This window comes from Acidocella aromatica (assembly GCF_014201825.1).
GTDB lineage: Bacteria > Pseudomonadota > Alphaproteobacteria > Acetobacterales > Acetobacteraceae > Acidocella > Acidocella aromatica.
The window spans coordinates 97,580-124,145 of the sequence record NZ_JACHFJ010000006.1 but is presented as its reverse complement, the minus strand read 5'-3'; the positions used below and the strand labels follow the sequence as shown (position 1 = coordinate 124,145).

Genomic DNA, 26,566 nt, shown 5'->3' with positions numbered 1-26,566 from the left:
GCGATGCGCGCGATTCTCGCCCTCTGCGCCGCGCTGCTGGTGGTGGGCTATGCCGGGCCGGAGCTGATCTCGCCGGTCACGGTGCTCAACAGCCTCGCCTATGGCCCGTACGCGCTCACGCAGAACATCCCCTACGCTCCAGGCCCGCGCGGCGGGCTGGATGTTTACGCGCCCCTGCACGCCCGCAACGCCCCGGTGGTGGTGTTCTATTACGGTGGCAGCTGGCAGAGCGGCGACAAGGCGATGTACCGCTTCGTCGGCGCGGCGTTGGCCTCGCGCGGGGTTGTCGCCGTCATCCCCGATTACCGGGTTTACCCGCAGGCCCGCTTTCCCGGGTTTTTGCAGGATTGCGCCGCCGCCTTTGCCTGGGCGCACAGCCACGCCGGCGCGTATGGCGGCGATCCTGGCCGGATCTTCGTGATGGGCCATTCGGCCGGGGCCTATAACGCCGCCATGCTGGCGTTAGCCCCGGAATGGCTGGCGCCGTACGGCCTCTCGCCGGGGCGAGATGTCGCCGGTCTCATCGGCCTCGCGGGACCGTATGATTTTCTACCCCTTACCGACCCGGCGCTGAAGACGATTTTCGGCCCGCCCGGCCAGCTTGCCCGCACCCAGCCGATTAACTTCGTGGCCTCCGGCGCGCCGCCGGCCTTTCTTGCCGCGGGCACGCGGGATGCCACCGTTGACCCCGGCAACAGCGCCCGCCTGGCGCGCCGGTTGGCACAGTCGGGCGATGCGGTGGAGCTGAAACTCTATCCCGGCATCGACCATCGCCGCCTCATCGGCGCCTTCTCGCCGCTGCTGCGCGGCTTGGCCCCGGTGCTGGCCGACAGCCTGGATTTCATCACCCACACCAAACCCCAAAGCCTCAGGAGTGCCGCATGAGCCTTGCCGTCCAAATGGCCAGCGCCGCAGAGCGCTACCCTCTACCCGACAGCCTGTTACGCTTCGGCATCGGGCAATTGGTGGGACGCACGCGCCGCGCCCTGGCCCGCCAGCCCGCCGATCCGGTGCAGTTTGCCTCGGAGATGGCCGCTTACCCCATCGCCCTGCACACCGACGATGCCAACCGCCAGCATTACGAGCTGCCGCCGGAGTTCTTCGGCATGATCCTGGGCCCGCGGCGCAAATATTCCTGCTGCCTCTATCCCACCGGCACCGAGAGCCTGGAGCAGGCTGAGCTGCATGCGCTGGAGGAGACCGTGGCGCATGCCGCCCTGGCCGATGGGCAGGATATCCTTGAACTCGGCTGCGGTTGGGGCTCGCTCAGCCTGTTCATGGCGCAGCGTTTTCCCGGCGCGCGCATTACTGCGGTCTCCAACTCGGCGCCGCAGCGTGGGTATATCGAGGCGCGGGCCCGGTTGCTGGGGCTGCGCAATCTGCGGGTTATTACCGCGGACATGAACGATTTTGCCCCCGATGGCCGGTTCGACCGCATCGTCTCGGTGGAGATGTTCGAGCACATGGCCAATTGGCGCGCGCTGTTTGAGCGTGTGCGCTGCTGGCTGCGCCCGGAGGGCAGGCTGTTCATCCATGTGTTCGCCCATGCCGAGAGCCCCTACCGTTTCAACCACGACGACGAGGCCGACTGGATCGCCCGGCATTTCTTCACTGGCGGTATCATGCCGAGCCATGATCTGGCCGGCGGCTTCCCCGATCTTTTCACCCTGGAACGGGACTGGCGCTGGAGTGGGGCGCATTATCAGCGCACCGCCTTGGACTGGCTGCGCAACTACACGGCCCGCCGGGCGGAGATCCTGCCCATCCTGCAACGTGTTTACGGAGCGGAAGCACCGTTGTGGAGTCGCCGTTGGCGACTGTTCTTCCTGGCCACGGCGGGGCTGTTCGGGCATGGCGGCGGAGAGCCCTGGGGGGTGAGTCACTATCTGCTGGCGCCGGTGCCGTGATCCTCTGCCTCTATGCCGGGCTGGGCGTGACGCTGGCCATGGTGCTTGCCTGGCTGGTGCAGCGCGCGGCGGGCAATGCCGGGTGGATCGACGTGTTCTGGACGTTCTCCTCAGGCTTGGCGTTCGCCCTGGTGGCGCTCGCGGCGCCGGGAGCGGTGTGGCGTCACGTTCTGCTGGCGGTGCTGGCGGTGCTATGGGCGGGGCGGTTGGGCGGGCACATCGCTTGGCGGGTGGTCACGTCCCCCGAGGATACGCGCTATGCTCTGATGCGCGCGGCGGCGGGGGCGCGCTTTCAGGCGCGGATGTTCCGCCTTATTGCGGGGCAGGGGCCGGTAACCGGGCTGCTGGCGGTCTCGGTGTATCTGGCCGCCGCGCAGCCCGCACAGGGGCTTCGCGCCGCCGATATTGCCGGCGTCGCCGTGCTGCTCATCGCCCTGGCGGGCGAAGCCCTGGCCGACCAGCAATTGCGCGCCTGGCGGGCCGATCCGGCCAACCGGGGCGGCATTTGCGAGGCGGGACTGTGGGCGTTCTGCCGCCACCCCAACTACTTGTGCGAGGCACTGCTCTGGCTGGCGTATCCGGTCATCGCGCTGGTACCGGGGCAGCCGCTCACATGGCTCTCGTTCATCGCGCCGGCGCTGATGTTCGCCGTTCTGCGCTACTTGACGGGCGTACCCCCGCTGGAAGCCGCCATGCTGGCCCGCAGGGGCGAGGCGTATCGCGCCTATCAGGCCCGCACCAGCGCCATGTGGCCGCGCCGGCCAATGCGCCGATGACGCGGATCGTCTGGTGCAAGCGCGATCGTAAGCGCCCGCCGCCGCGCCGCAAGTGTAATCCGGTCTTGCCCGTGTCCAGAGACCTCTTCGCATGACCCGTCTCTTCCCCGTGCGGGGCCATCAGCTCAGCCTCGCCCGCGTCGGCAAGGCAAGCGATGTGGTACTCAATCAGGAGGGATTCATCGTCTTTTACCTGTAGGGAGATAAGGTTGTCGCGGCTGATTGTGTGAACGCAGTGGCCGAGTTTAACGTGGTGAAAAAATGGTGACAGAAAAACGCCCATCGATCCGGTAGCGCTGGCTGATCCGGCCGTGGAATTGAAGGCGCTAATCAATGCAAAATAAAACTTCAGAAAAGGTGGGGCGTTTCTAAGGGGGCGCGCAAATCTGTATGAAGCCTTGATGACAGCGGGCACCAATAGCCTGAAGCCGATTGCAATGACCGCACCGGCAGCTATTCTAACTCTGCTGGTGCCAGGATGCGGCGGCCACTTGCTGTCGTCGTTATTTCGGGGGTGCCGGTGAAGTTTTCGCTCGTGCTACTGGCGCTGGCGGTCATGCTCTCATTTTGGGTGCGCTGAAGGCTGATCCAGTCCTTTCCAATTCTTAAGGCCATATCATGCAAAAATCATCATTTGCCATGCTGCTTGCGGCGTCCCTGCTGGCTGGCGCCTCGGCAGCCACGGCGGCGCCGGCCTACCATCTGGCGGAAACCATACCGCTCGGCGGCGATGTAAAATGGGATTACCTGTATCGTGACCCGTCTTCTGGTCATCTCTTCATTTCCCACGGTTCCGAGTTGACCGTTGTTGACCCCAAGGCGGGTGAGGTGATTGGCCACGTTGCTGGTCTGCAAGGGAGTCATGGCATCGCCATCGATCCGGAAACCGGTCTTGGCTATGCCGATAGCGCCAAGACGCAGACCGTCAGCGTGTTCAATGTTAAATCGCTTCAGGTTGCCAAGGAACTCCCCGCGCTGGAAGACGCCGATGGCATGGTATATGACCCTGCCAGCCGCCAGGTTTTTATCGCGGGCGGAGATGCCAATGCCGTGCTCCCCATCGATGCCGCCAAGAATCAGGCCGGGAAGCTCATCCCGCTTGGCGGTGCACCCGAATTCCTGGTCGTGGACGCCGAGGGCGATCTGTTCGTGAACATCAAGGACAGGAACCAGATCGTACGGATCGATACAAAGACGGATACGGTTACCGCACGATGGACGCTGCCGGGCTGCGACGGCCCGACAGGGCTGGCCATCGATCCGGTCTCGCAACGCCTGTTCTCAAGCTGTGAGAACGCGAAGATGGCTGTTGTTGATGCACGAAACGGCGAGGTCGTCGCGCTGCTGCCGATTGGCAAGGGCAGCGATGCCGCGCGCTTCGACGCTGGTAGGAAACTCGTCTTCAGCTCCAACCGCGATGGCAGTCTTTCCATGATCCGCGAACTTGGCGCCGATCATTTCATCGTAATGCCTCCGCTGCAAACGGCGCCGGGGGCGCGGACGATGGAGATCGACCCGGTGAGCGGCGATGTGTTTCTCGTGACGGCCGATGTTCTCTCCATCCTTCCGCCCCCAGCGCCGAATAAGCCGCCCCGGTACAGCTTCAAGCCGGGTACGGCGAAGCTCCTCGTGTATCAGCCGGCCAGTATGGGGGCGCCTTGAACAGCTGATCACTCCCGGCCCAAGGCCGCGCGCAACGAGCCGAGGCGCGCGAGTGTGCGCATCGTCTGGCTACGGTTGGCCACGGCCAGCCCCATGACCAGTGCCTCCAGCGCAATCAGTGTCGTGCCGTGCAGGGCGACCCTTTCCGCCCTGCCGCGCCGGGCCGCGATGACCGCGTTCGCCGTGCGGGCAAATTTTGTGTTGGGCGCATCGGTCACCAGAACGATGGGAATGCCGATTTTTCCAGCCTCGGCTGCTGCCAGCAGAACTTCCCGGTATGGTTTGCCGTAAGACAGCATCAGCAGCCCGTCACGCTCCGAAAGATCCAGAAGGTCATCGGCGAGGCTCAGTCCGCTTTGGCCGATCACCTTCGCGGGCTGACCGTGCCGGCCGAGCAAAATCTCCAGATACTCAGCCAGCGGCTTTGAAGGTCCGGCGGCGTAGATGACGATTCTCTCCACCGGATGCAGTTTGGCGATGGCGGCGTGGATTTGGGCGCGCGCTTCGGCCTTTTGCAACTGGAGCAGCGATTCGGCATGGGTGTCGATCACCAGATCGGCAGCCGTGGTCGCGGCCTCCTCGGCTTTTCCGGTTAGTTCCTCCATTGTCTGATGCATGTGGTGCAGCGGCGCGGAATCGCCACCGAGCGAGGTGGCAATGGATTGACGCAGGTCACCAAGCCCCTGGAAACCAAGGGCTTGCACGGTTCTCACCACTGTGGCGTCGGAGGTCCCGATCATGGCCGCCAGTTCGGCCGCTGAATTGGCCAATACGGCTACCCGATTCCGGTTGAGGTAATGCGCCACCCGCAATACGGCGGGGGGCAATTCAGCCTCCAGGGCGGCTAATTGCGCCGAGAGGCGGTTAGCCTCGCTCCCGCCTGTAACGGGCGTTTCCAGTTTGCCGTGTGGGTTCTTTACCTTCCGCTCCAAAGGAGTCTCCCTCAATTCGTCCTAAAACTGTCATGCCGGTAGCGATTGCAGCCGCATGGGAAAGTTTTGTAATGACCACTACTTTAATCATGTTCATTTTTTCCGCCAACGGTTGCACCAGAAGCCATCGCCTGCCCTGGCCAGGCTTCTCCTGCCAGAAGGACATGACCAGCCATGCTGCTTGAGATCAATGGCCTGACCGGAACGCCCGGCGGACCTTTCCGGCTTGAGGTCGATGCCGGCGAATGCGTCGTCATATCCGGCCCGTCCGGCATCGGGAAAAGCCTGCTGTTGCGGATGATCGCGGATCTCGATGAAAACGAGGGTTCAGTTTTGCTGAGTGGCGCGTCCCGCAACGCCATGCCAGCACCTCAATGGCGCCGCCAGGTTACCTATGTCGCAGCGGAGTCCGGCTGGTGGGCGGCAAATGTGCGCGAGCATATGCATCCGGCGCAGAGCGCCCTGCCATTTCTGTCACAGCTTGGCCTGGGCGAGCAGTTGCTCGATGCGTCCGTCAGCCAGCTCTCGACCGGCGAGCGGCAGCGCCTCGCGCTGATCCGTGCGGTCATCCGCAAGCCGCGGGTTCTGCTGCTGGACGAGCCAACTTCGGCGCTCGACGAAAAAACGGTGCTGCGCGTGGAAGCCCTGCTCAAAGACCTTATGGCCTCCGGGACCGGCATCGTCATGGTCACGCATAATGAGCAGCAGGCACATCGCATGGCTACGCGGCGTTATCACATGACATCCGGCCAGCTTACCGAGATATCCGCATGACACCGATCAACCTTACCCCCGCCGATCTCGCCATCGCGTCCTCGCTCGTGCTGCTCTGCGCGGTGCTGTCGCTCATTCTGTCGCTGCGGGTACATCGGGCGCTATTGCTGGCGGCGGTCCGGATGGTGGTTCAGCTGCTGCTGGTCGGTTTCGTTCTGCGTATTGTCTTCCAACTCTCAAACCCCTGGGTCACGCTTCTGGTGGCGGCCGTCATGGCTGGCGCCGCCACATACGAGGTTGGCGCCAGGCAGGAGCACAGGCTGCCTGCGCCGTGGCAGTTCGTCACTGGCGGGGGCGCGACCGTGCTGGCGACGGTGACGATCACTGTACTCGCGTTGACAACGGCGCTGCGGCCGGAGCCTTGGTATAATTCGCGCGAGGCTCTGCCGCTGACAGGCATCATCCTAGGGAATGTGATGAACGCGGTTAGCCTGTCCCTGGACACTTTTTTCAATACCATCCGCCGTGAGCGTGCCGCGATTGAGGCGCGATTAGCACTTGGTAGCAGCCGCTACGGGGCTTTGCGGGACGTCTCCGCCCAGGCGGTCCGCACGGCGCTGATCCCGACGATCAACGTCATGAGTGCTGCCGGCGTCATCACCATGCCCGGGATCATGACCGGCCAGCTGCTGGCAGGCATGGATCCGGTCGGTGCCGCCAAATATCAGATATTGCTGATGTTTCTGATTGTCGGGGGCAATTGCCTAGGCGCATTTGCCGCCGTCTATTTTTCGATCTTCCGCCTCACCGATCATCGTGACCGCCTGCGTCTGGATTTGCTGCGAACCCGGTAGGAGAGTGTGGCGGGTTATATCTATTTGTCTTCGTGTTGAAATAAAACAATCACGAAGTAGTAAAACAATCCTTCTGATAAGTTTGGTAGTGGGCGCTACGCAAACACATAAAACAGGAAGGTAGATTGTAATGTCTGGTCTTAAGGGGATCCGCTTTCGACAGGCGCTGCGCAGCTTCTGTTCGGCGCGTTGTCTTTATCTTGGTCTTGGTGGCGCCATCGGTTTTGGCGCGGCACCCGCTTTGGCACAGACGGCCAATGCCCCGGTGAACCTGGATCTCGGCTCCGTGCTTTCCACGGGTACAGGGAGCGCCGCCGATCTTGTCAGCACGCCTGGCACCGCGCCGTATGAGGCACCCTCCAAGGCGCCGCTGAACGCCAGCCAGCCGACCTCGCTGGTAACGAAGAACACCATCTCCACCCTGACCACCGGCACGCAAAGCTGGGTCGATATCGCCAAGCTCACGCCGTCGGTCTCGGCCATCAGCCCGAACGGCCCCGGCCTGCAAGAGGCCAATGGTCCGGTGCTGCGCGGTTTCCAGAATGGTCAATACAACGTCACCTTCGATGGCATCCCCATTGGCGACTCGAACGATTTTACAACGCATTCGACTTCGTTTTTCACCAACCAGCAGATCGGCCAGATGATTGTCGATCGTGGTCCAGGCACGGCTTCCACGGTGGGTAATGCAACGTTTGGCGGCACGATGTCGATCCGCACCATCGATCCCACCGCACAGCGCAGCATCACGCCTTATGGCGAGTGGGGCAGCTGGGGCACCACCATCGGCGGAGCGACGCTGAATACCGGCTCGATCCAGAGTGCTAACGGCACGACCGCCGTGGTCGATGCCGAGCACATGGCCAGCAATGGCGGCAAGACCAACACGCCGCAGGAGCGTACAAATTTCTTCGGCAAGGTAGTGATCCCAGTCAACACCGGCACCACGATCACGCTGTTGGCCGACTACAATAGGTTGTACCAGAGCTTCGATACGGGAGCGACCTCGGACCAGATCGCGCTGTTCGGTCCAGATTACGGTAATAATCTCGACCCTACCAGCCAAGCTTACTATAAGTACAATACAGACCATATCACAAACGATATGGAATATATCGACCTTCAGTCGAGTCTCGGGGATGGCGTCTTGTATGACGGCAAGGTCTATACCTATGGTTATTACCATCGTGGCCTGAATGGTCTGGATGCCAATGGTCAGGGGCTGCCTGGAGAAGCGCTGCCTACGAATGCCGTGCAGAATCTTGTGACTTATGCGCCGAATGGGGCGCAGGTAACCGGCGTGCCTGGGCAGCAAATGGAGATGGATTACCGCTCTGTCGGTACGATCCAGCGCCTTCAAAAAGATTTGTCCTTTGGTGATGTCAAGGTTGGCTTCTGGTTTGACCATCAGGTGAATACTCGCTTCCAGAAGGAGGCGATCATGAATGCAAATAACGCGACTAACTATATCGGCGGTTGGAGTGGCTCGACCTATGATTCGACCTATAACCCCATCGACAGGCTGCAACACAACCAACTTTACACCTTCCAGCCCTATGGCCAGTTCGACTGGAAGCCGATCGACGCTCTGACGCTGACCTTCGGTGTGAAATACGCCATGTTCCGCCGCGCCTTGAATGCCCCGGTGAACCAGGGGACGGGGCTTGCGCAGGGGTTTGATCATACCTGGGGCAAGGCGCTGCCTTCTTTTGAGGCGCAGTACAGCTTCACTCCCAACCTATCCGCCTATGTGCAGGGGGCGGAAGGTTTCCTCGCGCCGAACCTCAACACTTTTTATATCCAAAACTTGAATTCGACGACCTTCAAACCGGAAAGCACGATCAACTTCCAGACCGGCATGGCGTATCAGGATCAGCATGTCGCTCTTTCAGGCGACCTCTACACCATCCACTTCCAGAACTTCATGGAATCTGTGGGATCGGGCGCGAATAAGTACTATACCAATGTCGGCGGCGCGATCTATCGCGGTGTCGAGGCGGAGGCGGCGTACAGCTTCGATTTCGGTCTGACAGCCTTTGCCAATGCCGGGTATAATGAGGCGTTCCGCACATCTAGCAATATCAGCATAACCCAGGCGCCGCAGGGCACGGCCAATTTTGGCCTGATCTACGACCGCGATGGCATCTACGCCTCCATCATCGACCAGTGGACCGGTGGCGAATACTCCGGCAACACTGGCATTGGCACCTATGCCAACAGCCCTGCGGGCGGTCATTCTCCGGGGGGGTGGTACGATCCGTATAACGTCGTCAACCTCGCGGCTGGGTACACATTCAATCATCTCAGCCAGAACCTGAACCAGGTGAAGCTGAAGCTGAACGTGGATAACATCACCAATAACCAGAAGGTGGTCTTTGATAACGGCACGGATGCCGCCGGGCAACTCTGGTACTATACGCTGCCGGGTGTCGCGGCCTTCGTGAGCATTTCCGTGCCCATCAATTTCTAGGCCGTGCGCAAGAGGCCGGCGCAAGCCGGCCTCTTGTAAAGACGCAAATCTGTCACACAACGATTATGTAACTTGATGTATCAGGCCTGGCCTGAACAGGAGACCGGCGTTGAGCTTTTCCTATGTTGTCTACCTCGCGAACTATTCCGATGGGGTACTTTACGTCCTGGCCCTGCTGCTGCTCGCGGCACTGGCCGTCATCATCGACCGTTTCTGGTCCTTGCGCAGCACCATCCTGCATGGTCAGTCCGTGATCCGTTCCACCGCGGCGTTTTCCGCGCTGCGTCATGGAGAGTTGTCATCGCTTCTGGCCTCAGCCGGGAGCCTGCCGGAGGCCGCGCTGCTCGACGCGGCCATTCGCCATCTGGGCACCTCCGGCACCGATGCCATGACCAACCGGCTGGATGAGACGATCATGCTGATCGCGCCGTCGCTGGACCGCCGCCTGTGGATTTTGGACACTGTGACCACCCTGGCGCCACTGCTTGGCTTGTTCGGTACCATCATCGGCATGTTCCACGCCTTCAACGTGCTGGCACAGCCGGGTCACGCGCCGGCGGAAGTGACTGGCGGCGTGGCCGACGCGCTGGTCGCCACCGCTTTTGGCCTGTTCATCGCCATGCTGGGGCTTGCCGGTTTCAACGCGCTTTCCAATCAGGTGCGTCTGGTCGTGCATCAGCTCGACACGCTGAAGATGATGATCGTCAACCGAACCGACGGCTCGCCCGTGGCGGCTGCCCATCGCGCTGTCGCGGCGCAGGGTGCGCCCGAACTCGTGACCGCGTAACGCGCCATGACCATGCGCTATTTCGAACGCCGCAAGGCGCGCATCGAGATCATCCCGATGATCGACGTGATGTTGTTCCTGCTGGTGTTCTTCATCATCGTCACGCTGCAGATGATCCCCGATGCCGGGGTAAGCATGCAGTTGCCGACAGCCTCGCAGACCGACCAGCTGCCGCACCCGAAATTCATCGTGAACGTGCTGCCTGACGGCACGATCAAGGTGAAGGATCAGGTGATGACGCCGGACCAGCTGACCGCGATGTTCCAGGCCGATGGCGCGCCGGACAAGACCGAGGTGACCATTGCCGCCGACAAGACCGCGGCGTTCCAGCATTTCATGACCGTGATCGACGCGGCGCGGAAGGCGAATGTCACCGATATCGGCATTGCCGCCCAGCCCGGGGCGGATAGTCCGTAAGATGAACTCTTCGGAAACATGGTTGGTCCCGGCGCAGGATGGCCGCCGTTTCATGGCGGCCATCGGCATCGGCCTGCTGGTGGAGCTGGCGGCTCTGGCGCTGTTGCTACCGGTGATGAGCCAGCAGCAACCGCCCGCGCGGCAGCAATCGGTGGTCAAGATTTCCATCCAGGCCCCGCCGCAGGCGCCGAAGCCCCTGCCACCCACCCCCAAACCGCCCCCGCCAACGCCGCAACCGCCTCAGCCGGTCACACCGCCCAAGCCGGTGCCGACTCCGCCGCCGCGTCCGGCGCCGCAACATGTCGTTCACCACAGCGTGCCGCCGCACCCAGCACCGCCGCCGCCGCCCAAGGCCGCGCCTCCGGTGCCGCAAACGCCGCCCACGCCCCCCATGCCCCCGGCCCCTTCGCTGGGCGAGGTGGACCAGTTCCGCTCCGCCATGCGCAGCGCCGTGCAGAGCGTGGCGAATGAGGTGTATCCTCAGGCCGCGCAGATGGCGCATGAGACGGGCGCACCGGAAGTGACGTTCACCTATTACAATGGTGCCGTTACCAACATCGCCCTCGCGCATTCGAGCGGTTTCCCGCTGCTCGACCAGGCGGCGATACAGGCCGCGCGCATCGCCCATTACCCGCCGCCACCCTCCGGCTTTGCCGGGCGGACCTACACGGTCACGGTCGAGGTCATTTTCCAGATGGCGGCACCGAGCGTTGATGGCGATTAAGAACGGATAAAAGACCATGCGCAAGCTTATTGCCGGTGCCTTTGCCGTTATCATTGCCGCCATCGCCGCCGTGCTGCTGTGGCCATCGGCGGACCACGGGCTCGTGCTCTATTCGGGGCTCGATTACGGCCCAGCCGTGGCCGACGCCTTCACCCAGGAGACCGGCATCAAGATCCGCGTCGTGCGCCTAGCCACCGGTAGCCTGCTGGCGCGCATGGTGGCGCAGGGTAATCACCCGGACTGGGCTCTCGCCTGGTTCGACGGCGCGACCGCCGCCGCCGCGCTGGATGCGGATCATCTGCTGGCGACCGGCCTGCCCGCGCCAGCCGGTCTTACGGCTGTGGGGCAGTCCATGCTCAGTGCCGATGGCGCTTACATCCCCACCGGCTTCACCCTGGCGGGCGTGTTCATCTCGGACCCGGCGCGCCTGCCCGCGCTGCCCGCGACATGGAACGACCTCTTGGCGCCGGCGTATAAGGGACAGGTGGGGATGAACGATCCCTCGATTTCCGGCCCCAGCTACCCGATGCTGGCCGGGATGCTGGACAATGCCGGCGGCTGGCCGCAGGGCCAGGGCTTCGTGCGGGCACTCAAGGCCAATGGGCTGCATATATTCGACAAGAATGACGCCACGCTCTCCGCCCTCCAGTCGCAGGCGATCAGCCTCGCCATCGTGCAGTCCTCGGCCGCCGCCTTTTATGCCGCGCATCATCCAGGCTTGCGGGTTACCATCCCGAGCCCCGCCTACGTGTTGCCCAACGTGATGGTGGAGGCCGCCGGGTTGTCGGCCAAACGCCAGGCCGAGGCCGCACGCTTCATGGCGTTCGTCATGCGCCCCGACATCCAGAGGTTGCGCCAAGCCCAGGGCGAAACGGATGGCGATTACTGGCCCATCACCATCAATGCCCCAGCGCCACCGCCCGGTTTGCCGGATATTTCTCATGCCAAGACCGTTACACTCGAACCCACGGTTTGGGGGCATCTGGAAAGCGACATCAACGCCTGGTTCGCCAAGGTGATGACCGGCGCATGAGGTTTATGCGCGGTTTCGTGCTGGCTCTGCTGGCTTTCCTGTTCGTCTATCCGCTGGCGCGGCTGCTGGTCTTGCCACTGGTTGGGGCTGGCAGCACGGTGGATAGCTGGCGGGCCTTCATCAATTCCGCTGGTTTCGCGCTGCTGGTGGGGAGCATTGTGGCACCGCTGGGGGCGATGCTGGCACAGTCCTTGGAGACAAGAACAGGCCGGACGGTCGGGGCGCTGGGCCTCGGGCTGTGGCTGCTCTTCCTCACGCCCGGCTATGTGCTCACCACGGGCTGGCTGGTCATCCTCACCAACCCCGTGGTCCGCAACGGGGTGTTCGGCCAGCTCTTCCTCGGTCCGATGGGACTGGTTTTTCTCTATGCGCTCAAGGCTTTGCCTTTTGCCGTGTTTGTCGCCCGCGCGACCTTCGCCGAGGCCGGGGCCACGCTGCACGAGGCCGCCCTGGTGCTGGGCATCACCGCTTGGCGGCGGCGGCTTCTGGACCTGCGCCTTGCACTTCCGGCCATGGCTGCGGCCTTCACCGTCGCCGCCATCGAGACGATGCAGGAATTCGGTATTCCCGCCACGCTCGGCGTGACCACGAAAATCCCGATTCTCACCTATGCCATCTACCAGCGTCTCAACACCACGCCCACCGATTTCACCGGGGCCGCGCAGCTATGCTGGTGGCTGATCGTCAGCGCCGCGCTGCTCGCGCTTCTGCAGATGGCGGTGCAACGGCGCCACCAGGCTGCACTTGTGCACGGAAAGGCACGGCGCGTAGATCGCCATCTGCCCCATAACGGAGAGCGCGCATGGCTGGCGGCGGGGGCGGTGCTGCTCTGGGGGGGGGGGGGCTGGCGGCGCCGCTGCTGGCGCTGGTCGCCGTCGCGCTGGGTGGAACATGGGCGGATACTGACAGCCTGGACGCAGTGCCGCGTTCGCTGGGTTACGGTGTGATCGCCGCCACATTGGCGCTGGCAACGGGTATCGCCGTGCTCAAACTCCAACATGGGCGTTCGCTCTGGTTTGCCGCGGGAATGCAGGGGCTTCTCGCCACGAATATGGCCGTGCCGGGGCTGGTTCTAGGCGCCGGCTATGTCATCGCCTTCAACAACAATGTCCTGCCGCTCTACGGCACGGCGCTGCTGCTGATCGTCGCCTATGCGGCCGGAGCGCTGCCGGTGGCTGTCCGCCTGCTAGGCACCGCCACCGCCCAACTCGACATGAAGCTCGATGAGGCCGCGCGGATTTTTGCGCTCCCGCTTTCTACCCGTCTCATTGATATCGAGGCGGCGTTGCTGGCCCGCCCCGGCCTCCATGCTTGGCTGCTTGTGGCTGCGGCGGTGATGTTCGAATTGCCGGTCTCGGAACTGCTCTATGTGCCAGGAGAGATGCCCCTCGGCGTTGCCATCGTCTCGGCGGATATGATGGCGCGTTACGACGTAGCGGCGCGGCTCGCGCTGCTGGGCATGGCCGTGTTGGCAGGGCTCGCAGCCGCGCTGTGCCTGGCGCTGCGGTTGGGCGGAATGCCGCGTTCGCTGGAAGGGAAGGCGGTATGAGGCGCAGCCTGCGTATTCTTGGCGCCAGCCGCCGCCTGGGCGGACGGGTTGTGCTGCGAGGCATTGATCTTGCCTTGAACGATGGAGACTTCCTGGTGCTCGCGGGGGAGTCTGGTTCAGGTAAAACCACCATGCTGCGAATGATCGCCGGGCTCGACCGCGCTGATGCAGGCATTGTCGAAATTAACGGCACGGTGATGGACGATGCCGGGCGCGTGTTCATTCCTGCCGAACGCCGCGGACTTGGCATGGTGTTTCAGGATTTTGCCCTGTGGCCGCATCTGAGCTGCCTGGAGAATGTGGCGCTCGCGCTGCCCCCCGTCACGCCAAAACGTAACGAGGCCGCCATGGCCCTGCTGGACCGGCTCGGCGTTGCGGCGGTGGCCCGGCGTCGCCCGGCACAGCTTTCAGGCGGCCAGCAGCAGCGCGTCGGCATTGCCCGCGCTCTTGCTACCCGGCCTAGCCTGCTGCTGCTGGATGAACCGCTCTCCAGCCTGGACCTGGAAACCCGCGAGCGCCTGCGCGAAGAATTGCGCGAAAGCCTGCGCGCCACGGGTGTTTCCGCCGTGCTGGTAAGCCACGACCCGGAAGATTGCTGGAAGCTGGCCGACCAGGTGGCGGTGCTGGAGAACGGCGCGATCCGCCAGCAGGGCACGCCTCAGGCGCTGTGGGAAGCGCCTGCCTCCCCCTATATCGCCCGCTTTACCGGCGCGCATGGCGGCATTCCGGTGCCGGTGATGGCGCGCTGCGGCCAGGCGGCGCTGGTGTTGGGGGGAGAGGTTATCGTGTTGCCTGGCGCACCGCCGGAAAAGGCCCGGCTGTTCTGGCGCGACGATGCGATTTGTCCCGCCGGGGAAGGGGGGATTGCCGCGGAGGTGGTCTCGGTCAATTTTGAGGCTGGACGTTTCCGGGTCCGCTGGCGCGTGCCTGGGCTTGCGCAGCCGTTGAGCGGGTATGCCGCCGCGCCGGTGCCGCTGGGGGCGCAACGTATCAGCATCGACCCCGCCAAGATTTTCCTGTTCGACGTTTCCGGAGACCATTGCCCGTGATCGCCAGTCTGATCGCCACGTTCCTTGCCGCTTTGGTGGAATGGGTGGAGGCCTATACAATTATCCTTGCCGTGGCGCTTTCCATCGGCTGGCGCCGGGCGCTAGCGGCGGCGGGGGGCGCCTTACTGGTGCTGGCTGTCCTCACGGGGGCAGGAAGTTTCATACTTACGCGCATCAATGATCTGTATATCCTGCAATTAGTCGTCGGTATTTTGCTCACGCTGTTTGGCGTACGCTGGCTGGGCAAGGCGGTAGCGCGCGGGGCTGGGCTGAAACAGCTCCATGACGAGGATGCCGAATTCGCCGCGCTACGGGCCCGGTCTGATATTCATGACCGCCGCGCCGCGTGGTTCATCGCCTTTAACGGCACGCTATTGGAAGGGCTGGAGGTATGGCTGATCGTGGTGGCGCTCGGCGTGCAGATGCACCATACGCTGGCCGCCGCCGGTGCAGCCCTGCTCGCTCTTGGCGTGGTCGCCGCCGCAGGCGTGCTGCTGCGCAAGCCGCTGGCGCGAGTGCCGGAGAATGTTATCAAGTTTACAGTAGGCGCCGCCATGCTGAGCTTTGGCAGTTTCTGGGTCCTGGAAGCGCTTGGCTACCATTGGCCGCTGGGAGACGCCACGCTGCCTGCGCTGTTCATCTTCTACAGCGCGGGCGGGTTGGCGCTTGTGCGGTTCTATGCGGTGGCAATCGGCGATGTGAAGGTGATTTGATGCGAGGCTTTATCAAGACCTTGTTTGGCGACCAGCGCACGTTGAGCGTCGTGGGGCTGTCCATTCTGGTGGCTGTGGTGGTGCTGCATTCACCCGCTGAGCTTGCTGCAGGGCTGGCGCTGCCGGTCAGTCTGCTCGCCGGTGCGGCATATCTCGCGCGGCACTAATAAATTTTGCGGCTCTTGTTGCTCCGATTTTGCGCTGGAAGCGGCCCGATCGACCGCGGAAGATGCCTTGCTCGGCCAGACCGTGATTCGAGCCACGCCGGACGCTTATGCCACCTTTCTCGCGCGGTTGGATGCCCCGCCGCAGCCGAATGAACACCTGCACAAGATCATGCAGAGCACGCTCCCCTGGAAGGTAAAGTAGAGCTTGCTGTATCTGAACCGCTGACTGCGCAGAATGACGTGCCCCGCATTCCTATGCGGCCTGGAAACGCCTGATAGATGGTTGAAATACCTTGCCCTGAAGATCAGGATCTGCGGCGGGTCTCGTACATTTGTTGTCCGCGCGGATGGGCGGGGGTGGCCTATTGCCGCTTGATCTATGATGCTCATGGCCAGCCTTGGCAGACTTGCAGGCAATTGCACCTTAAAAGTGAGAGCGAATTGGTGGGGCTCTTCCATTGTTGCGGGGGGTATTGGGGGCTTGAGCTGGTCAAGGGCAAATGCTCCCCCGATTTATGGTTTTGGCCTCATAACCAGGGCGTTCAGCTCACGCGGCGTGATCCGAAAGCTGTCGTTCATCCTGGTTGAACAGCTTCAAAATTCAGGGCTCCTGGTCGGTCGTCGTATTGCTGCACGATCAAACCGCAGACGGGATTGAAATACTGCGACCTAACATCAAAATCGAAGGACTGGTGATATACGGTATTTGACGTGGCGTAACAACCGCAGGTAAAACCGGCCTGAGGAAAAATGAGGAGAAACATCATGTGCCCGCATTGCGCTGACGGTTCCGGTCCTTTGCACGCTCATTGGGCGCGGATCTCGCATCTTCTCGCCCTGATCGAACATCCCGACGCGCTCCCGGCGGATGACGCCTTGCGTATCGCCGGGGAGCTTCTGGCCTGGGCTGGGAAAGAGGAGCTGGGATTCAGGTGTGAACAGGTGGCCGCACATGCCGTCGGCCTGGCGGCTTAAAGGGGTATGACCATGGAGACACAAGCCGGCTTTCTACCCAGGCCATCGGCTGACCTGCTTGCTCAGCTTGAGCACATCTACCAGGATTTGCACGCCAATCCAGAACTCTCCATGCAAGAGCATCGCACGGCGGCCATCGCGGCGGCGTGGCTGCGCCAACAAGGCTATGAGGTAACCGAAGGCGTCGGCGGTACGGGCGTTGTTGGGGTGCTGCGCAATGGCGATGGGCCTGTCGTCCTGCTGCGTGCCGACATGGATGCGCTGCCGATCCAGGAAAGTACCGGCCTGCCGTATGCGAGCGATAAAACTGGAACCGACCGTTTTGGTCAGGCCACATCGATTGCTCATTCCTGCGGGCACGACATGCATGTGGCCTGGTTGATGGGGGTGGCCTGCATCCTGGCCGAGAACAGGCCGGCTTGGCGCGGCACGGTCATGGCCGTCTTCCAGCCAGGCGAAGAGACTGGGCAGGGTGCCCGCGCCATGATCGAAGATGGCATGGTCAAGCGCTTCCCCAGGCCGGATGTGACTCTGGGGCAGCATGTGATGCCGCTTTCGGCCGGACAGATCGGCTGGCGTACAGGCACTATACTTTCGGCCGGGGATAGCTGGGAGGTCACCATGTTCGGCCGCGGCGCCCATGGTTCGATGCCGCAAAAGAGCATTGATCCGGTGGTGATGGCGGCCTCGGCGGTGATGCGCCTGCAAACAGTGGTTTCGCGCGAGGTGGCGATGACGGAGGCCGCCGTGGTGACTGTCGGCACATTGCGGGCCGGCATGAGTGAGAATGTGATCCCGGACCGGGCTTTGTTGCGCCTGAATGTCCGGACCTTTAAAACCGAGGTGCGCACGCGCGTGCTCGCGGCCGTCAAGAGGATTTTGGAAGCGGAGGCGCAGGCTTCCGGCGCGCCAAAGCCCCCCGAATTTTCGGTGCTGAGCGAGTTTCCCCTGACCCGCAACGATGAAGCCGCCACGCGCAAGGTGGTGGCCGCGCTCGAACAGCATTTTGGCGCTGATCGTGTAAGCGAGATCTCCCCCGCCACGGCGAGTGAGGATTTTGGCTTGTTTGGCACCGCCTGGAATACGCCGTCTGTATTTTGGATGATTGGCGGCATAGACCCGGTCAGATACGAGGAAGCCGTTAAGGCGGGCAAAGTGGATGAGCTTCCCGCCAACCATGCACCGGATTTCGCGCCCGTGATTGACCCAACACTGCGCACCGGGATCGAGGCCATGCTGACCGCCGCCAGCGCATGGCTTTGCCGCGGCGGCACCGGCGCGGTTTGACAATAAGCATGATTGCCCCAGCCATGATCCCGACCGTGCACAGTGCAATCCTGAAAAATCTGATCCAGGTGCTGGATTGGGTGGGAACCTTAGCATTCGCCCTGAGCGGTGGTCTGCTTGGTGTCCGCAAGCAGTTTGACCTGTTCGGCGTCTTGTTTCTGTCCTTCGTGGTGGCGGTTGCAGGTGGCATGATGCGCGATATTCTGATTAGCGCACTTCCCCCCGCCGCGATCACCGATACGCACTACTTCATGATCTCAATTGGCGCCGGGCTGCTGACCTTCTACTGGTATCCACGGGTTGCCTCGCTACAGCACCAGATATTGCTGTTCGACATGGTTGGTCTTGCCTTGTTTGCCGTTATTGGTGCCCAGAAAGCGCTGGACTACGGCATTAACCCATTAATGGCGGCCATCATGGGCATGCTGACAGGCATTGGCGGCGGAATGGCACGCGACGTTCTGGCTGGTGAGGTTCCCTTCGTGCTACGCGCCGACCTATATGCGATTGCCGCGCTGGCGGCCGGAGCTGCCGTATCCGTTGGGCATGTTATCGGCTCGCCGCCGCTGGTCCCGATGCTGCTTGGAGCTGCGCTCTGCATTTTTTTGAGGCTAATGGCAATTTATCGAGGCTGGCGCGCTCCGGTGGCCCCATGGAAGAATAACAACGCCACTTGAAGAAGCCAAGGCAGTCCTCACAAGTTGTCGCTCACTGCGGCGCGCGCAGTCCTGTTGAAGGTTTTATTTGAGCTTGTTCTGGTAGATGCCGATATAGGGCGATGTCCAGTCATTCACTGACTGTTATACCCGGCAGGTATTGAAATATATATAGCAAGTGTTTGATTTGAAAATCTCACAATTCTATCCGAGTTTTGAGTTCTAGGAAAATCCCGGTTCTTCGTACAACAAGAGAAACTAAGGAAACGCAGTGTATGCTGGACGATGTATTGTATTTCTCCCTTGGAGGATAATTCCTCCATCAGTTGGGATGATGAGTTGCCTTGAGCCGTTGGCTGGAGCAGCCAGGGCCGCATAGGCCCGCCATCCGCTTGAGGCTCGATGGGCTGCGTCTCGTTCATCAGAGCCATTCCCTTTATGGTTTGTGCTTTCCTGTTCAGCTTTGCGATGCTGACAGCCGGAGTGCTCAAAAACGGGATCGTTAAGAGGTGCGCGCTCCATAAAGACGTGCGCCTGAAGACAGGGAGAGAACAGAAATGTCGGTGAAGTTTCTAACGAGTGCCGCTGCGTTGGCTGTAGTCGGTTCCATGTTCACATTCACCGCTGCCAAGGCCGAGGAACTTTGGGATCCGTATCTGCGCGGGTCTGGTGAAGGTATTCCCTCGGGCGCATTGGCGCCGCCAGGATTTTATGGAGAACTTGACAACTACTATGCGGATTACAGCCAGTTTGACAATAATGGCAACCGGATTCCCGGCACGCATCTGACCGTCTTGGTCGAGATGCCCGTGCTGGTCTACATCCCCAACTTCAAGGTTCTCGGTGCCACCTATGGCATGGCGATCGGCCTGCCGTTCGACTATACCTCCTTCACGCCGTTCCAGAGGCAGACGCCCGGCGGTGGCAATCTCGGCCTGTACAACACCGTGCTGATCCCGGGTGCGCTGTCCTGGTCACTGCCGCATAATCTGTTTGCGCGCGTTGGCTTGACCGTGCTGCTGCCCACCGCGACAAATACGATGAGCGATTACTTCAAGGGCAATGTGAAGAATGGCGGTGCACCTTCAGGCAACGCATTCAGTACTTTACAGCCGGATTTCGGCATCAGCTGGCTATGGAATGGCTGGAACGTGTCCGCCGCTGGGCATGTCAGCTTCAATATCGGCTCAGACGACAATTACGGTGGTGTCCATGGCAACAGTTATCACTCCACCACGGAGTTCTCCGCTGATTATACCGTCACCAAAACCATCGGCCGCTGGACGATGGGTGTTGGCGCCAGCCAAGAGAACCAGTTCAGCAACGATACTTTGAATGGCACCCCCGTGCCGGGAACCCGCTTCACCAACTATAGCGTCGGGCCGATTGTGGGCTACGAGTTCCCGGGGGGTATGAGTGTCACCGCGATCTGGAACCATTGTTATGGAGTACACAACGACGTGGGTGGTGACTTTGTCGATTTCCGCTTCCTCACGGCGTTCTAAACGATGCTGCCGTTCTCAGGCGGTCCTCCGCACGCCAACCGTAGAGCCATTGCATGGCATCATAGAATTGTTCGCGTCGCTGGTATAAAAATCTCCCTGCTGACGACCGCGATCTTGCCTTCAACGTGTGCCCTATCTTCCTCCGCTGGATGGTGGGGCAGGTTGGCCGACGCCGTAGACCGGCACCCTCGTTGGGGACAGGACACTATCAGGTAGTTTGGGACGCATCATCTTCCGCCGGTCCAGTACCTGTCCGTCGGTTGTGAAGGTGCCATCGCCAATTGCATGAAGAATTCGCCGGTCCTTGCGTTTCAGATCAATATGGGCAGCAACCCCTTCAAGGATGACGATGCCATACTGGTCGATGATCTCGACCACACGGCATTCGATATTCGCCAGACAATCACCGATAAGGGGGGCGCCCACATGGCTGGCTTTCACCCGTGTGAGGCCGAATTTAACGAACTTGTCGGTATCCTTGCCGGAACACAGACCTATGCCGACCACCGTGTCGAGCATGTCTGCAGGTGGAACCGCGAGGACGCATTCGCGCGTCTTCTCGAGAGCGTTCCATGAATAATTCCACGGACCGGTGGTGATCGCGAAACGGGGCGCGAAATCGAGGACCATCGTCCAGCTGATGGTCATCACGTTGTCGCGATGCCCGTCATGCGTCGTGACCAAGACAACAGGCCCAGGTTCAAGCAAAGTAAAAGCCCGATTGAGCGGAAAGGACTTCATTGGCTTCTCCGTAAGGAAAACGACCGTAAGCGTTTTAATATCAGAGCATTGCGAGAGACGCGTTGCGCGGGATCAATTTTGTTGATTCGTGCTGAGAATTAACGTGAGAGGTGCAATTGCCGGGCTGGGGAAGCTTGGTGTGCCACCTTGCTAAAGCCAGGGTGGCAACTTTTTCGTCTATGTGGCATGAAGATTGTCCAACTGATGTCGATCCTAGATAGTCAAAAATCATGGCTCCCAGCTTCTGATAAAAGTTTCATGGCAATCATGATGTTTGTCAGTTGGGATATATGAAAATACAGTTGACGATCCGCTCGGCCCAGGCGGGCGTGAATTGCCGTCATGGGTACCCAGGCCGTCTATGGTGCGCAGGATAGCTTTTCGAAGAACGGTTACAGAAAAATCAGGCCAATCACTTCGCAATTAACTGCGTTGGCTTATCAAACTTCCCGTTGGCATACGCGCTACAGGTATGGTTTTAGCGCTTTCTTGATGTGTCCGGGGTGTGATTCACGATCAGGGCTGGACAAGAAGCCCAGCCCTGATGTCCCGAGCTGTGTTGCTGCGGCTGCTGAGAGCTCCCGTTCTACGGCCCGATGCAAAGCACATATATGGCTTATATTGCCTTGTCGATCTTGGTGGCGGATGGCTATGCTGAGGGATCGGCTGGCCTCGACAGTTTGCGTTCCGGCAAGTCGCATGCACACCGGTGCTATGGCAGGTTAACCGTCCTGATGTGATGGAGTGGCGGGACGGCCGTCATCGCGTAGCACCACATAGATCGCCGGGATGACGAGCACGGTCAGCAATGTAGAGGAGATCAGGCCGAACAACAGCGCCGTTGCCAGCCCTTGGAAGATCGGGTCCGAGAGAATGGTGGAGGCGCTGATAATGGCGGCGAGCGCGGTGAGGAAGATCGGCTTGATGCGGATTGCCCCTGCTTCCAGCAGCACGTCACGCAGGGGGCGCTCGGGGCTCATGCGGTGGCGGATGAAATCCACCAGCAGGATGGAGTTGCGCACGATTATGCCCGCAAGCGCGATGAAGCCAATCATCGATGTGGCGGTGAAATCCGCCCCCAGCAGCCAATGGCCGAGCATGATGCCGATCAGCGTCAGCGGGATTGGCGTGAGCACCACCAGTGGCAGCTTGAAGCTGCCGAACTGCGCCACCACAAGAACATAGATGCCCAGAATGGCGACGCCAAAGGCCAGCCCCATATCGCGGAAGGTGACGTAGGTGATCTGCCATTCGCCATCCCATAGCAGGGAGGGTTTGGCTTCATTCTTTGGCTGGCTGAAGAAGCGGATCTTGGGTTTGGGCAGGCCTGTCCAGGCGGATTTCTCGATGGCGGAATCCACGGCGAACATGCCGTAGATCGGCGCTTCGAATTTACCCGCAAGCTCGGCGGTGACCATCTCGGTAAAATGCCCGTCGCGGCGGAAGATCAGGGGCGAGCCTTGCGTATTTTGCGCCGAGACGATCTCGCCCAACTCCACTACGCCGCGCGCGCCGGGCAGGGTGTTGGCGGGCACCGGTGTATCGGCCACGGCCTGGTTCCAGGTCAGGCCGGTCTTGGGAAGACCGATGGTAATGTTCAGCGGCGGCCGGTCTGTGCCGCGATAGGAGTAGCCGATGCTCTCACCCAGAAAGAGATCGCGCAGGGTCTGGTTCACATCGGCCTGCTGCACGCGGAAATATTCCAGCTCGTCCTGGTTGACGGTGATCTGCAAGCGCGGCGGCGGCAGGTGGTAGCTGTCATCCACATCCACAATGAATGGGATGGATTTGAACACCGCCTTCACGCGCTCCGCCTCGGCGCGGCGCATCTCCAGCGTCGGGCCGTAGATCTCCGCCAGCAGCGAGGCGAAGACCGGCGGGCCGGGTGGCACCTCGACCACCTTGATCACCCCGCCGGGTGGCAGCGGAATCTCCTTGTCCAGCGCCTGGCGCAACGCGACGGCAATGGCATGGCTCTGGCGCGAGCGGTCATCCTTGTTGACCAGCACGATGTGCAACTCGCCCTGATCGGGCGACTGGCGCGCATAGTAATGGCGGACCAAGCCGTTGAAGTCGAATGGCGCCGAGGTGCCGGCATAGACCTGCATTGAGGTCACTTCCTTCATCTGGCCCGCGATGCGCGCGGCCGCGAGTAGCGTGCGCTCGGTATCCTCCAGCGCCGCACCTGGAGGCAGGTCCAACACCACGTCCAGCTCTGACTTGTTGTCAAACGGCAGAAGCTTGACCTTGACCAGATCGAAATAGAACAGCGAGCAGGCCAGGATGGTGGCGCCGCCGACCAGCAGCAGAAAACGCAGGGCCCGCTTTCGGGTTTTCAGCAGCGGCATGGCGGCGCGCAGATACAGCCGCCCCAGCAGGCCGTGTTCGTGCGCATCGTGTCCCGGCTTGGCGGAGAAGCCGCCGGCGAATTTCAGTGTCAGCCAGGGCGCGATGATCATGGCGACGAAAAACGAGAACGCCATGGCCACCGAGGCCACCGCCGGAATCGGCGACATATACGGCCCCATCAGCCCGCTCACGAACAGCATCGGCAGCAGCGCGGTGATGACGGTGAGCGTGGCGACGATAGTGGGGTTGCCGACTTCCGCCACTGCCTCGATGGCCGCCTGCATGCGCGGGCGGCCATCCTGCATCGCCCAATGGCGGGTGATGTTCTCAATCACGACGATGGCGTCATCCACCAGGATACCGATGGCGAAGATCAGCGCGAAGAGCGAGACGCGGTTGATGGTGTAGCCCATCATCTCGGCGCCGAAGAGTGTAAGCAGGATGGTGGAGGGAATCACCACCGCCGTCACCGCGGCTTCGCGCCAGCCAAGGGCAAAGCCGATCAGCAGGATGATGGAGATGGTGGCGAGTGCCAGATGGAACAGCAGCTCATTGGCTTTCTGTGTCGCCGTCTGGCCGTAATCGCGCGTCACCTCCACGCGGATGTCGCCGGGGATCAGCTGGCCTTGCAGCGTCTTCACCTGCGCCAGCACGGCATTGGCCACATTCACAGCGTTGGAGCCCGCGATCTTGGCCACGGCCAGGGTGACGGCGGGGGCGCGGCCCCAGCCTGCTTTGTCACGGTTGAAGGCCCAGACGCGTTCCTCCTGCGGCGCGGGGCCGAACACCACCTGCGCCACGTCGCGCACATAAACCGGGCGGTCGTCGCGCGTGGTGACGAGCAGCAACCCGATATCCGGGATGCCGTCCAGCGTTTGCCCGGCATCCACGCCCTGCATCCGCCCGGCATCGCGCAGCGCACCGGCGGAGAACACGTCATTCGCCTCCTGCACCCGCGCCACGAGCTGTTGCAGCGTTACGCCATACAGCGCCAGTTTTTCCGGGTCGGGCTCGATGCGGATCTGTTCCGGGTCCTCACCCGAGATATAGGTGATCCCGACATTGGGGATCTTGATCAGCTCGCCTTGCAGTTTCTGGGCCAGCTGGGTCAGCGCACCCGCATCCCAGCGATTGGCGGCCTCGGGCTTGGGGGTGAGCGTTAAGGTGAGGATGGCGACGTCGTCGATCCCGCGCCCCACGATCATCGGCGCGGGGATACCGACGGGAATGCGGTTCATATTGTCGCGGATCTTGTCGTTGACCAGCAGAACCGCCTTGTCCTCATTGGTGCCGACGACGAAGCGCGCCACGACGGTGACGTGGTTATCCACCGTGTAGGAGTAGATATGCTCAATGCCTGGCACGCCGCGCAGCACCACCTCCAGCGGCTTGGTCACCAGCTCCACCGCGTCCGAGGCTTTCAGCCCGTCGGTGTTCACCATTACGTCCACCATCGGGACGTGGATTTGCGGGTCTTCCTCGCGCGGGATGGTGGCCAGGGCGATCAGCCCGCAGATCACCGCCGCAATAAGGAAGAGCGGCGTGAGCGGCGAGCGGATGAAGCGCTGGGTGAGCGCGCCGGAAATGCCAAGGCTCATGGTGCGCTGCCCGGCGGCAGCAGGACATCGCCAGTCTTCAGCCCGGAGAGGATTTCCACGCCGTCCGGCAACTCCGGCGTGGGTTGTGGCATGCCGCGCTGAACGGGCACGGCGATGGCATGACCATCAGGCGCGCGCAGATCGGCATAGTCCAGGCCGAAGCGCGTATCGATGAAGCTGGCGGGAACGACGACGCCAGGGCGTGAGCCAACATAAACCCACACCTCAATGCGCTGGCCGACGAAATAATCGCCGACATCGGGCGCGATGGCGTCGGCTTCCACCCGGCCGTTGGCCACCTGCGGATAGACCAGCACGATTTTGGCAAAGAGCGGCTTGTCTCCAGCCACGCGCACCATATCGCCCACATGCAGGTAATCGATATGATGCTCGGGTACATCGAGCCGTAGCACGTAATCCTGTTCGGCGATGCTCGCCACGCTGTCACCCGCCTGCACCACCGTGCCCTGGGTCAGCGGGGTAAGCAGCACACGCCCCGCCACCGGGGCGTACACGGCACCTTCATTGATCTGCTGCGCCAGCGTGTCGCGTTCCGCTCGCTTCGCCTTCAGCGTGGAAGTGGCGACGGAAACGCCTGTCTGCGCCTGGTCGTACACCGCGCGCGATACAGCGCCCGTCAGGATCAGCTTCTGCGCGCGGGCGAAATCGATATTGGCCTGGGCGAGTTGCGCCCTGGCGGCGGCGATGCCGGCATCCAGCGTCTGAAGTTGCTGGATCATGGCCGGGTCGGCAATCATGGCGATCCGCTGGCCTGCCTGTACGCTGTCGCCATACTTCACCTCGTAAGAGGTAAGGGTGCCGCCAATGCGTGCCCGCGCCGGGACAACATGCGCCGCCTCCACCGTGGCAAACACGGCTTTCTGGTCGGCGATGCTGGCCGTGGCGACGGTAAAGCTGGCTGGCTGCGCCTGCGCCGACGCAGCGGCGCACACGCCCAGGGCAAAGGCCCAGCGCAAGATGGACATGGCGACTCCCGTGAAGTTTTAGCGGCGTTTGACGGGCAGGCCCGCCTGAGCCCAGGCGTTAAGGCCACCCGCCAGATGCCCGGCGATCTTCACGCCCGCCTTGGCGCATTTCTCCGCCGCCATGGCCGAGCGCTTGCCCACGCCGCAATGCAGCACGATATCGCCCTCGGGCAGAGTGTTGGGGTCGAAGCTGGAGAGCGGATGGCAGATCGCGCCCTCGATGCATGCGGCCTGATGCTCGGCGTGCTCGCGCACATCCACCAGAATCACCTCGCCCTTGGCCAGAGCTGTTTCCAGCTCCTTGGGCGTGAAGTCGCGCAGATCTTTCTTTTTCCCGGTAAAGAACAGCATTTCCGTTTCCTTTATTGCTCGTTGGTGGGAGCCGCCTCGCCGCCGCACAGTGCATCCGGCACGCAGAAAAACTCGAACAGCGTTATCAAAATCCGCCGGGCAGGGGGGCTGACGATGCCGTAATAGATCGTCTGGGCCTCGCGCCTGGCGGCAACTAGCCCTTCCCGCCGCAGCAGCGCCAGATGCTGCGATACCGTGGAGCTGCGCAGATCCAAAAACGCCGCCAACTCGCCGACTGAACGCTCCCCTTCCAGCAGTTGGCAAAGGATCATCAGCCGATGTGGATTGGAGAGTGACTTCAGCAGTTCACTCGCCTGGCCGGCGGCATTGTGCATGACTTTTGGATCAATATTCATTATTGCGA

At 61.8% G+C, this 26,566-nt stretch carries 27 protein-coding genes; 21 read left to right on the top strand and 6 right to left on the bottom strand.

Annotation, left to right across the window (positions count from 1 at the left end; translation table 11 throughout):
• Nucleotides 1-3: 3 nt before the first annotated feature.
• The 4 genes from HNP71_RS08340 to HNP71_RS08325 all read left to right on the top strand — a co-directional run bounded on the left by HNP71_RS08340 (nucleotide 4) and on the right by HNP71_RS08325 (nucleotide 4,345).
• A complete protein-coding gene (locus HNP71_RS08340; protein WP_183266431.1) occupies nucleotides 4-885 on the top strand; it encodes an alpha/beta hydrolase in 882 nt (293 codons plus the stop codon).
• Nucleotides 882-1,907 carry an SAM-dependent methyltransferase gene (locus HNP71_RS08335; protein ID WP_183266430.1) on the top strand — a complete coding sequence of 342 codons (1,026 nt, stop codon included), beginning with the start codon at nucleotides 882-884 and terminating at the stop codon, nucleotides 1,905-1,907. Before HNP71_RS08340 ends, HNP71_RS08335 begins: the two co-directional genes overlap by 4 nt.
• Nucleotides 1,904-2,683 carry a DUF1295 domain-containing protein gene (locus HNP71_RS08330; RefSeq protein ID WP_343062360.1) on the top strand — a complete coding sequence of 260 codons (780 nt, stop codon included), beginning with the start codon at nucleotides 1,904-1,906 and terminating at the stop codon, nucleotides 2,681-2,683. The genes HNP71_RS08335 and HNP71_RS08330 overlap by 4 nt, the downstream gene beginning before the upstream one ends.
• Nucleotides 2,684-3,301: 618 nt before the next feature.
• Nucleotides 3,302-4,345 (top strand): YncE family protein, encoded by a 1,044-nt coding sequence (locus HNP71_RS08325; RefSeq protein WP_183266429.1) that lies wholly within the window; start codon nucleotides 3,302-3,304, stop codon nucleotides 4,343-4,345.
• A gap of 8 nt (nucleotides 4,346-4,353) precedes the next feature.
• Here HNP71_RS08325 and HNP71_RS08320 read toward each other — a convergent pair whose 3' ends face one another.
• A complete protein-coding gene (locus HNP71_RS08320; RefSeq protein ID WP_183266428.1) occupies nucleotides 4,354-5,277 on the bottom strand; it encodes a MurR/RpiR family transcriptional regulator in 924 nt (307 codons plus the stop codon).
• A 174-nt stretch (nucleotides 5,278-5,451) separates the two neighbouring features.
• Here HNP71_RS08320 and HNP71_RS08315 point away from each other — a divergent pair, with 174 nt between their 5' ends.
• From HNP71_RS08315 to HNP71_RS08235, 17 genes are all read left to right on the top strand, one after another.
• On the top strand, nucleotides 5,452-6,051 hold the full coding sequence (locus HNP71_RS08315; RefSeq protein ID WP_183266427.1) for an ABC transporter ATP-binding protein: 600 nt from the start codon (nucleotides 5,452-5,454) through the stop codon (nucleotides 6,049-6,051).
• A complete protein-coding gene (locus tag HNP71_RS08310) occupies nucleotides 6,048-6,845 on the top strand; it encodes an ABC transporter permease (protein ID WP_183266426.1) in 798 nt (265 codons plus the stop codon). Before HNP71_RS08315 ends, HNP71_RS08310 begins: the two co-directional genes overlap by 4 nt.
• 130 nt (nucleotides 6,846-6,975) lie before the next feature.
• Nucleotides 6,976-9,315: a TonB-dependent receptor gene (locus tag HNP71_RS08305; RefSeq protein WP_183266425.1), complete on the top strand. Its 2,340-nt coding sequence runs from the start codon at nucleotides 6,976-6,978 to the stop codon at nucleotides 9,313-9,315.
• Between the two features lie 109 nt (nucleotides 9,316-9,424).
• Complete coding sequence (locus tag HNP71_RS08300) at nucleotides 9,425-10,102, top strand: MotA/TolQ/ExbB proton channel family protein (RefSeq protein WP_183266424.1); 678 nt, start codon at nucleotides 9,425-9,427, stop codon at nucleotides 10,100-10,102.
• Nucleotides 10,103-10,114: 12 nt separating this feature from the next.
• A complete protein-coding gene (locus tag HNP71_RS08295; RefSeq protein ID WP_246344129.1) occupies nucleotides 10,115-10,519 on the top strand; it encodes an ExbD/TolR family protein in 405 nt (134 codons plus the stop codon).
• 1 nt (nucleotide 10,520) lies between these two features.
• Nucleotides 10,521-11,243, top strand: coding sequence for a TonB family protein (locus tag HNP71_RS08290; RefSeq protein WP_183266422.1), 723 nt, complete (start codon nucleotides 10,521-10,523; stop codon nucleotides 11,241-11,243).
• A gap of 16 nt (nucleotides 11,244-11,259) precedes the next feature.
• Entirely contained in the window at nucleotides 11,260-12,276 is a 1,017-nt protein-coding gene (locus HNP71_RS08285) for an ABC transporter substrate-binding protein (RefSeq protein ID WP_183266421.1), read from the top strand.
• Complete coding sequence (locus HNP71_RS08280) at nucleotides 12,273-13,223, top strand: ABC transporter permease family protein (RefSeq protein ID WP_183266420.1); 951 nt, start codon at nucleotides 12,273-12,275, stop codon at nucleotides 13,221-13,223. The genes HNP71_RS08285 and HNP71_RS08280 overlap by 4 nt, the downstream gene beginning before the upstream one ends.
• Nucleotides 13,196-13,825, top strand: coding sequence for an ABC transporter permease family protein (locus HNP71_RS08275; protein WP_183266419.1), 630 nt, complete (start codon nucleotides 13,196-13,198; stop codon nucleotides 13,823-13,825). The genes HNP71_RS08280 and HNP71_RS08275 overlap by 28 nt, the downstream gene beginning before the upstream one ends.
• Nucleotides 13,822-14,874 (top strand): ABC transporter ATP-binding protein, encoded by a 1,053-nt coding sequence (locus HNP71_RS08270; RefSeq protein ID WP_183266418.1) that lies wholly within the window; start codon nucleotides 13,822-13,824, stop codon nucleotides 14,872-14,874. Before HNP71_RS08275 ends, HNP71_RS08270 begins: the two co-directional genes overlap by 4 nt.
• Complete coding sequence (locus tag HNP71_RS08265) at nucleotides 14,871-15,587, top strand: hypothetical protein (protein ID WP_221246698.1); 717 nt, start codon at nucleotides 14,871-14,873, stop codon at nucleotides 15,585-15,587. Before HNP71_RS08270 ends, HNP71_RS08265 begins: the two co-directional genes overlap by 4 nt.
• Nucleotides 15,587-15,754: a hypothetical protein gene (locus tag HNP71_RS08260; protein WP_183266416.1), complete on the top strand. Its 168-nt coding sequence runs from the start codon at nucleotides 15,587-15,589 to the stop codon at nucleotides 15,752-15,754. Before HNP71_RS08265 ends, HNP71_RS08260 begins: the two co-directional genes overlap by 1 nt.
• Nucleotides 15,729-15,956: a type II toxin-antitoxin system TacA family antitoxin gene (locus HNP71_RS08255; RefSeq protein ID WP_221246697.1), complete on the top strand. Its 228-nt coding sequence runs from the start codon at nucleotides 15,729-15,731 to the stop codon at nucleotides 15,954-15,956. The genes HNP71_RS08260 and HNP71_RS08255 overlap by 26 nt, the downstream gene beginning before the upstream one ends.
• Before the next feature lie 563 nt (nucleotides 15,957-16,519).
• Nucleotides 16,520-16,729 carry a hypothetical protein gene (locus HNP71_RS08250; protein WP_183266415.1) on the top strand — a complete coding sequence of 70 codons (210 nt, stop codon included), beginning with the start codon at nucleotides 16,520-16,522 and terminating at the stop codon, nucleotides 16,727-16,729.
• A gap of 12 nt (nucleotides 16,730-16,741) precedes the next feature.
• Nucleotides 16,742-18,016 (top strand): amidohydrolase, encoded by a 1,275-nt coding sequence (locus tag HNP71_RS08245; RefSeq protein WP_221246696.1) that lies wholly within the window; start codon nucleotides 16,742-16,744, stop codon nucleotides 18,014-18,016.
• Between the two features lie 23 nt (nucleotides 18,017-18,039).
• The gene (locus HNP71_RS08240) at nucleotides 18,040-18,693 is read left to right on the top strand and encodes a trimeric intracellular cation channel family protein (RefSeq protein WP_183266413.1); all 654 of its coding nucleotides are present in this window, start codon (nucleotides 18,040-18,042) and stop codon (nucleotides 18,691-18,693) included.
• 536 nt (nucleotides 18,694-19,229) lie between these two features.
• Nucleotides 19,230-20,177 carry a SphA family protein gene (locus HNP71_RS08235; protein ID WP_183266412.1) on the top strand — a complete coding sequence of 316 codons (948 nt, stop codon included), beginning with the start codon at nucleotides 19,230-19,232 and terminating at the stop codon, nucleotides 20,175-20,177.
• A 132-nt stretch (nucleotides 20,178-20,309) separates the two neighbouring features.
• On the opposite strand, the gene HNP71_RS08230 is transcribed toward HNP71_RS08235, so the two are convergent.
• From HNP71_RS08230 to HNP71_RS08210, 5 genes are all read right to left on the bottom strand, one after another.
• The gene (locus tag HNP71_RS08230) at nucleotides 20,310-20,918 is read right to left on the bottom strand and encodes a flavin reductase family protein (RefSeq protein WP_183266411.1); all 609 of its coding nucleotides are present in this window, start codon (nucleotides 20,916-20,918) and stop codon (nucleotides 20,310-20,312) included.
• 722 nt (nucleotides 20,919-21,640) lie between these two features.
• Nucleotides 21,641-24,865: an efflux RND transporter permease subunit gene (locus tag HNP71_RS08225; RefSeq protein ID WP_183266410.1), complete on the bottom strand. Its 3,225-nt coding sequence runs from the start codon at nucleotides 24,863-24,865 to the stop codon at nucleotides 21,641-21,643.
• On the bottom strand, nucleotides 24,862-25,851 hold the full coding sequence (locus HNP71_RS08220; RefSeq protein ID WP_183266409.1) for an efflux RND transporter periplasmic adaptor subunit: 990 nt from the start codon (nucleotides 25,849-25,851) through the stop codon (nucleotides 24,862-24,864). The genes HNP71_RS08225 and HNP71_RS08220 overlap by 4 nt, the downstream gene beginning before the upstream one ends.
• Before the next feature lie 18 nt (nucleotides 25,852-25,869).
• A complete protein-coding gene (locus tag HNP71_RS08215; RefSeq protein WP_183266408.1) occupies nucleotides 25,870-26,202 on the bottom strand; it encodes a rhodanese-like domain-containing protein in 333 nt (110 codons plus the stop codon).
• Nucleotides 26,203-26,213: 11 nt separating this feature from the next.
• Complete coding sequence (locus HNP71_RS08210; RefSeq protein ID WP_246344127.1) at nucleotides 26,214-26,537, bottom strand: ArsR/SmtB family transcription factor; 324 nt, start codon at nucleotides 26,535-26,537, stop codon at nucleotides 26,214-26,216.
• Between the last annotated feature and the right edge of the window lie 29 nt (nucleotides 26,538-26,566).

Bases quoted from the DNA above. Each gene is read 5' to 3' on its own strand.
- HNP71_RS08340 (WP_183266431.1), top strand. From the start codon at position 4: ATGCGCGCGATTCTCGCCCTCTGCGCCGCGCTGCTGGTGGTGGGCTAT.
- HNP71_RS08335 (WP_183266430.1), top strand. From the start codon at position 882: ATGAGCCTTGCCGTCCAAATGGCCAGCGCCGCAGAGCGCTACCCTCTA.
- HNP71_RS08325 (WP_183266429.1), top strand. From the start codon at position 3,302: ATGCAAAAATCATCATTTGCCATGCTGCTTGCGGCGTCCCTGCTGGCT.
- HNP71_RS08315 (WP_183266427.1), top strand. From the start codon at position 5,452: ATGCTGCTTGAGATCAATGGCCTGACCGGAACGCCCGGCGGACCTTTC.
- HNP71_RS08310 (WP_183266426.1), top strand. From the start codon at position 6,048: ATGACACCGATCAACCTTACCCCCGCCGATCTCGCCATCGCGTCCTCG.
- HNP71_RS08305 (WP_183266425.1), top strand. From the start codon at position 6,976: ATGTCTGGTCTTAAGGGGATCCGCTTTCGACAGGCGCTGCGCAGCTTC.
- HNP71_RS08295 (WP_246344129.1), top strand. From the start codon at position 10,115: ATGCGCTATTTCGAACGCCGCAAGGCGCGCATCGAGATCATCCCGATG.
- HNP71_RS08290 (WP_183266422.1), top strand. From the start codon at position 10,521: ATGAACTCTTCGGAAACATGGTTGGTCCCGGCGCAGGATGGCCGCCGT.
- HNP71_RS08285 (WP_183266421.1), top strand. From the start codon at position 11,260: ATGCGCAAGCTTATTGCCGGTGCCTTTGCCGTTATCATTGCCGCCATC.
- HNP71_RS08280 (WP_183266420.1), top strand. From the start codon at position 12,273: ATGAGGTTTATGCGCGGTTTCGTGCTGGCTCTGCTGGCTTTCCTGTTC.
- HNP71_RS08270 (WP_183266418.1), top strand. From the start codon at position 13,822: ATGAGGCGCAGCCTGCGTATTCTTGGCGCCAGCCGCCGCCTGGGCGGA.
- HNP71_RS08260 (WP_183266416.1), top strand. From the start codon at position 15,587: ATGCGAGGCTTTATCAAGACCTTGTTTGGCGACCAGCGCACGTTGAGC.
- HNP71_RS08250 (WP_183266415.1), top strand. From the start codon at position 16,520: ATGTGCCCGCATTGCGCTGACGGTTCCGGTCCTTTGCACGCTCATTGG.
- HNP71_RS08245 (WP_221246696.1), top strand. From the start codon at position 16,742: ATGGAGACACAAGCCGGCTTTCTACCCAGGCCATCGGCTGACCTGCTT.
- HNP71_RS08240 (WP_183266413.1), top strand. From the start codon at position 18,040: ATGATCCCGACCGTGCACAGTGCAATCCTGAAAAATCTGATCCAGGTG.
- HNP71_RS08235 (WP_183266412.1), top strand. From the start codon at position 19,230: ATGTCGGTGAAGTTTCTAACGAGTGCCGCTGCGTTGGCTGTAGTCGGT.
- HNP71_RS08230 (WP_183266411.1), bottom strand. From the start codon at position 20,918: ATGAAGTCCTTTCCGCTCAATCGGGCTTTTACTTTGCTTGAACCTGGG.
- HNP71_RS08225 (WP_183266410.1), bottom strand. From the start codon at position 24,865: ATGAGCCTTGGCATTTCCGGCGCGCTCACCCAGCGCTTCATCCGCTCG.
- HNP71_RS08220 (WP_183266409.1), bottom strand. From the start codon at position 25,851: ATGTCCATCTTGCGCTGGGCCTTTGCCCTGGGCGTGTGCGCCGCTGCG.
- HNP71_RS08215 (WP_183266408.1), bottom strand. From the start codon at position 26,202: ATGCTGTTCTTTACCGGGAAAAAGAAAGATCTGCGCGACTTCACGCCC.
- HNP71_RS08210 (WP_246344127.1), bottom strand. From the start codon at position 26,537: ATGCACAATGCCGCCGGCCAGGCGAGTGAACTGCTGAAGTCACTCTCC.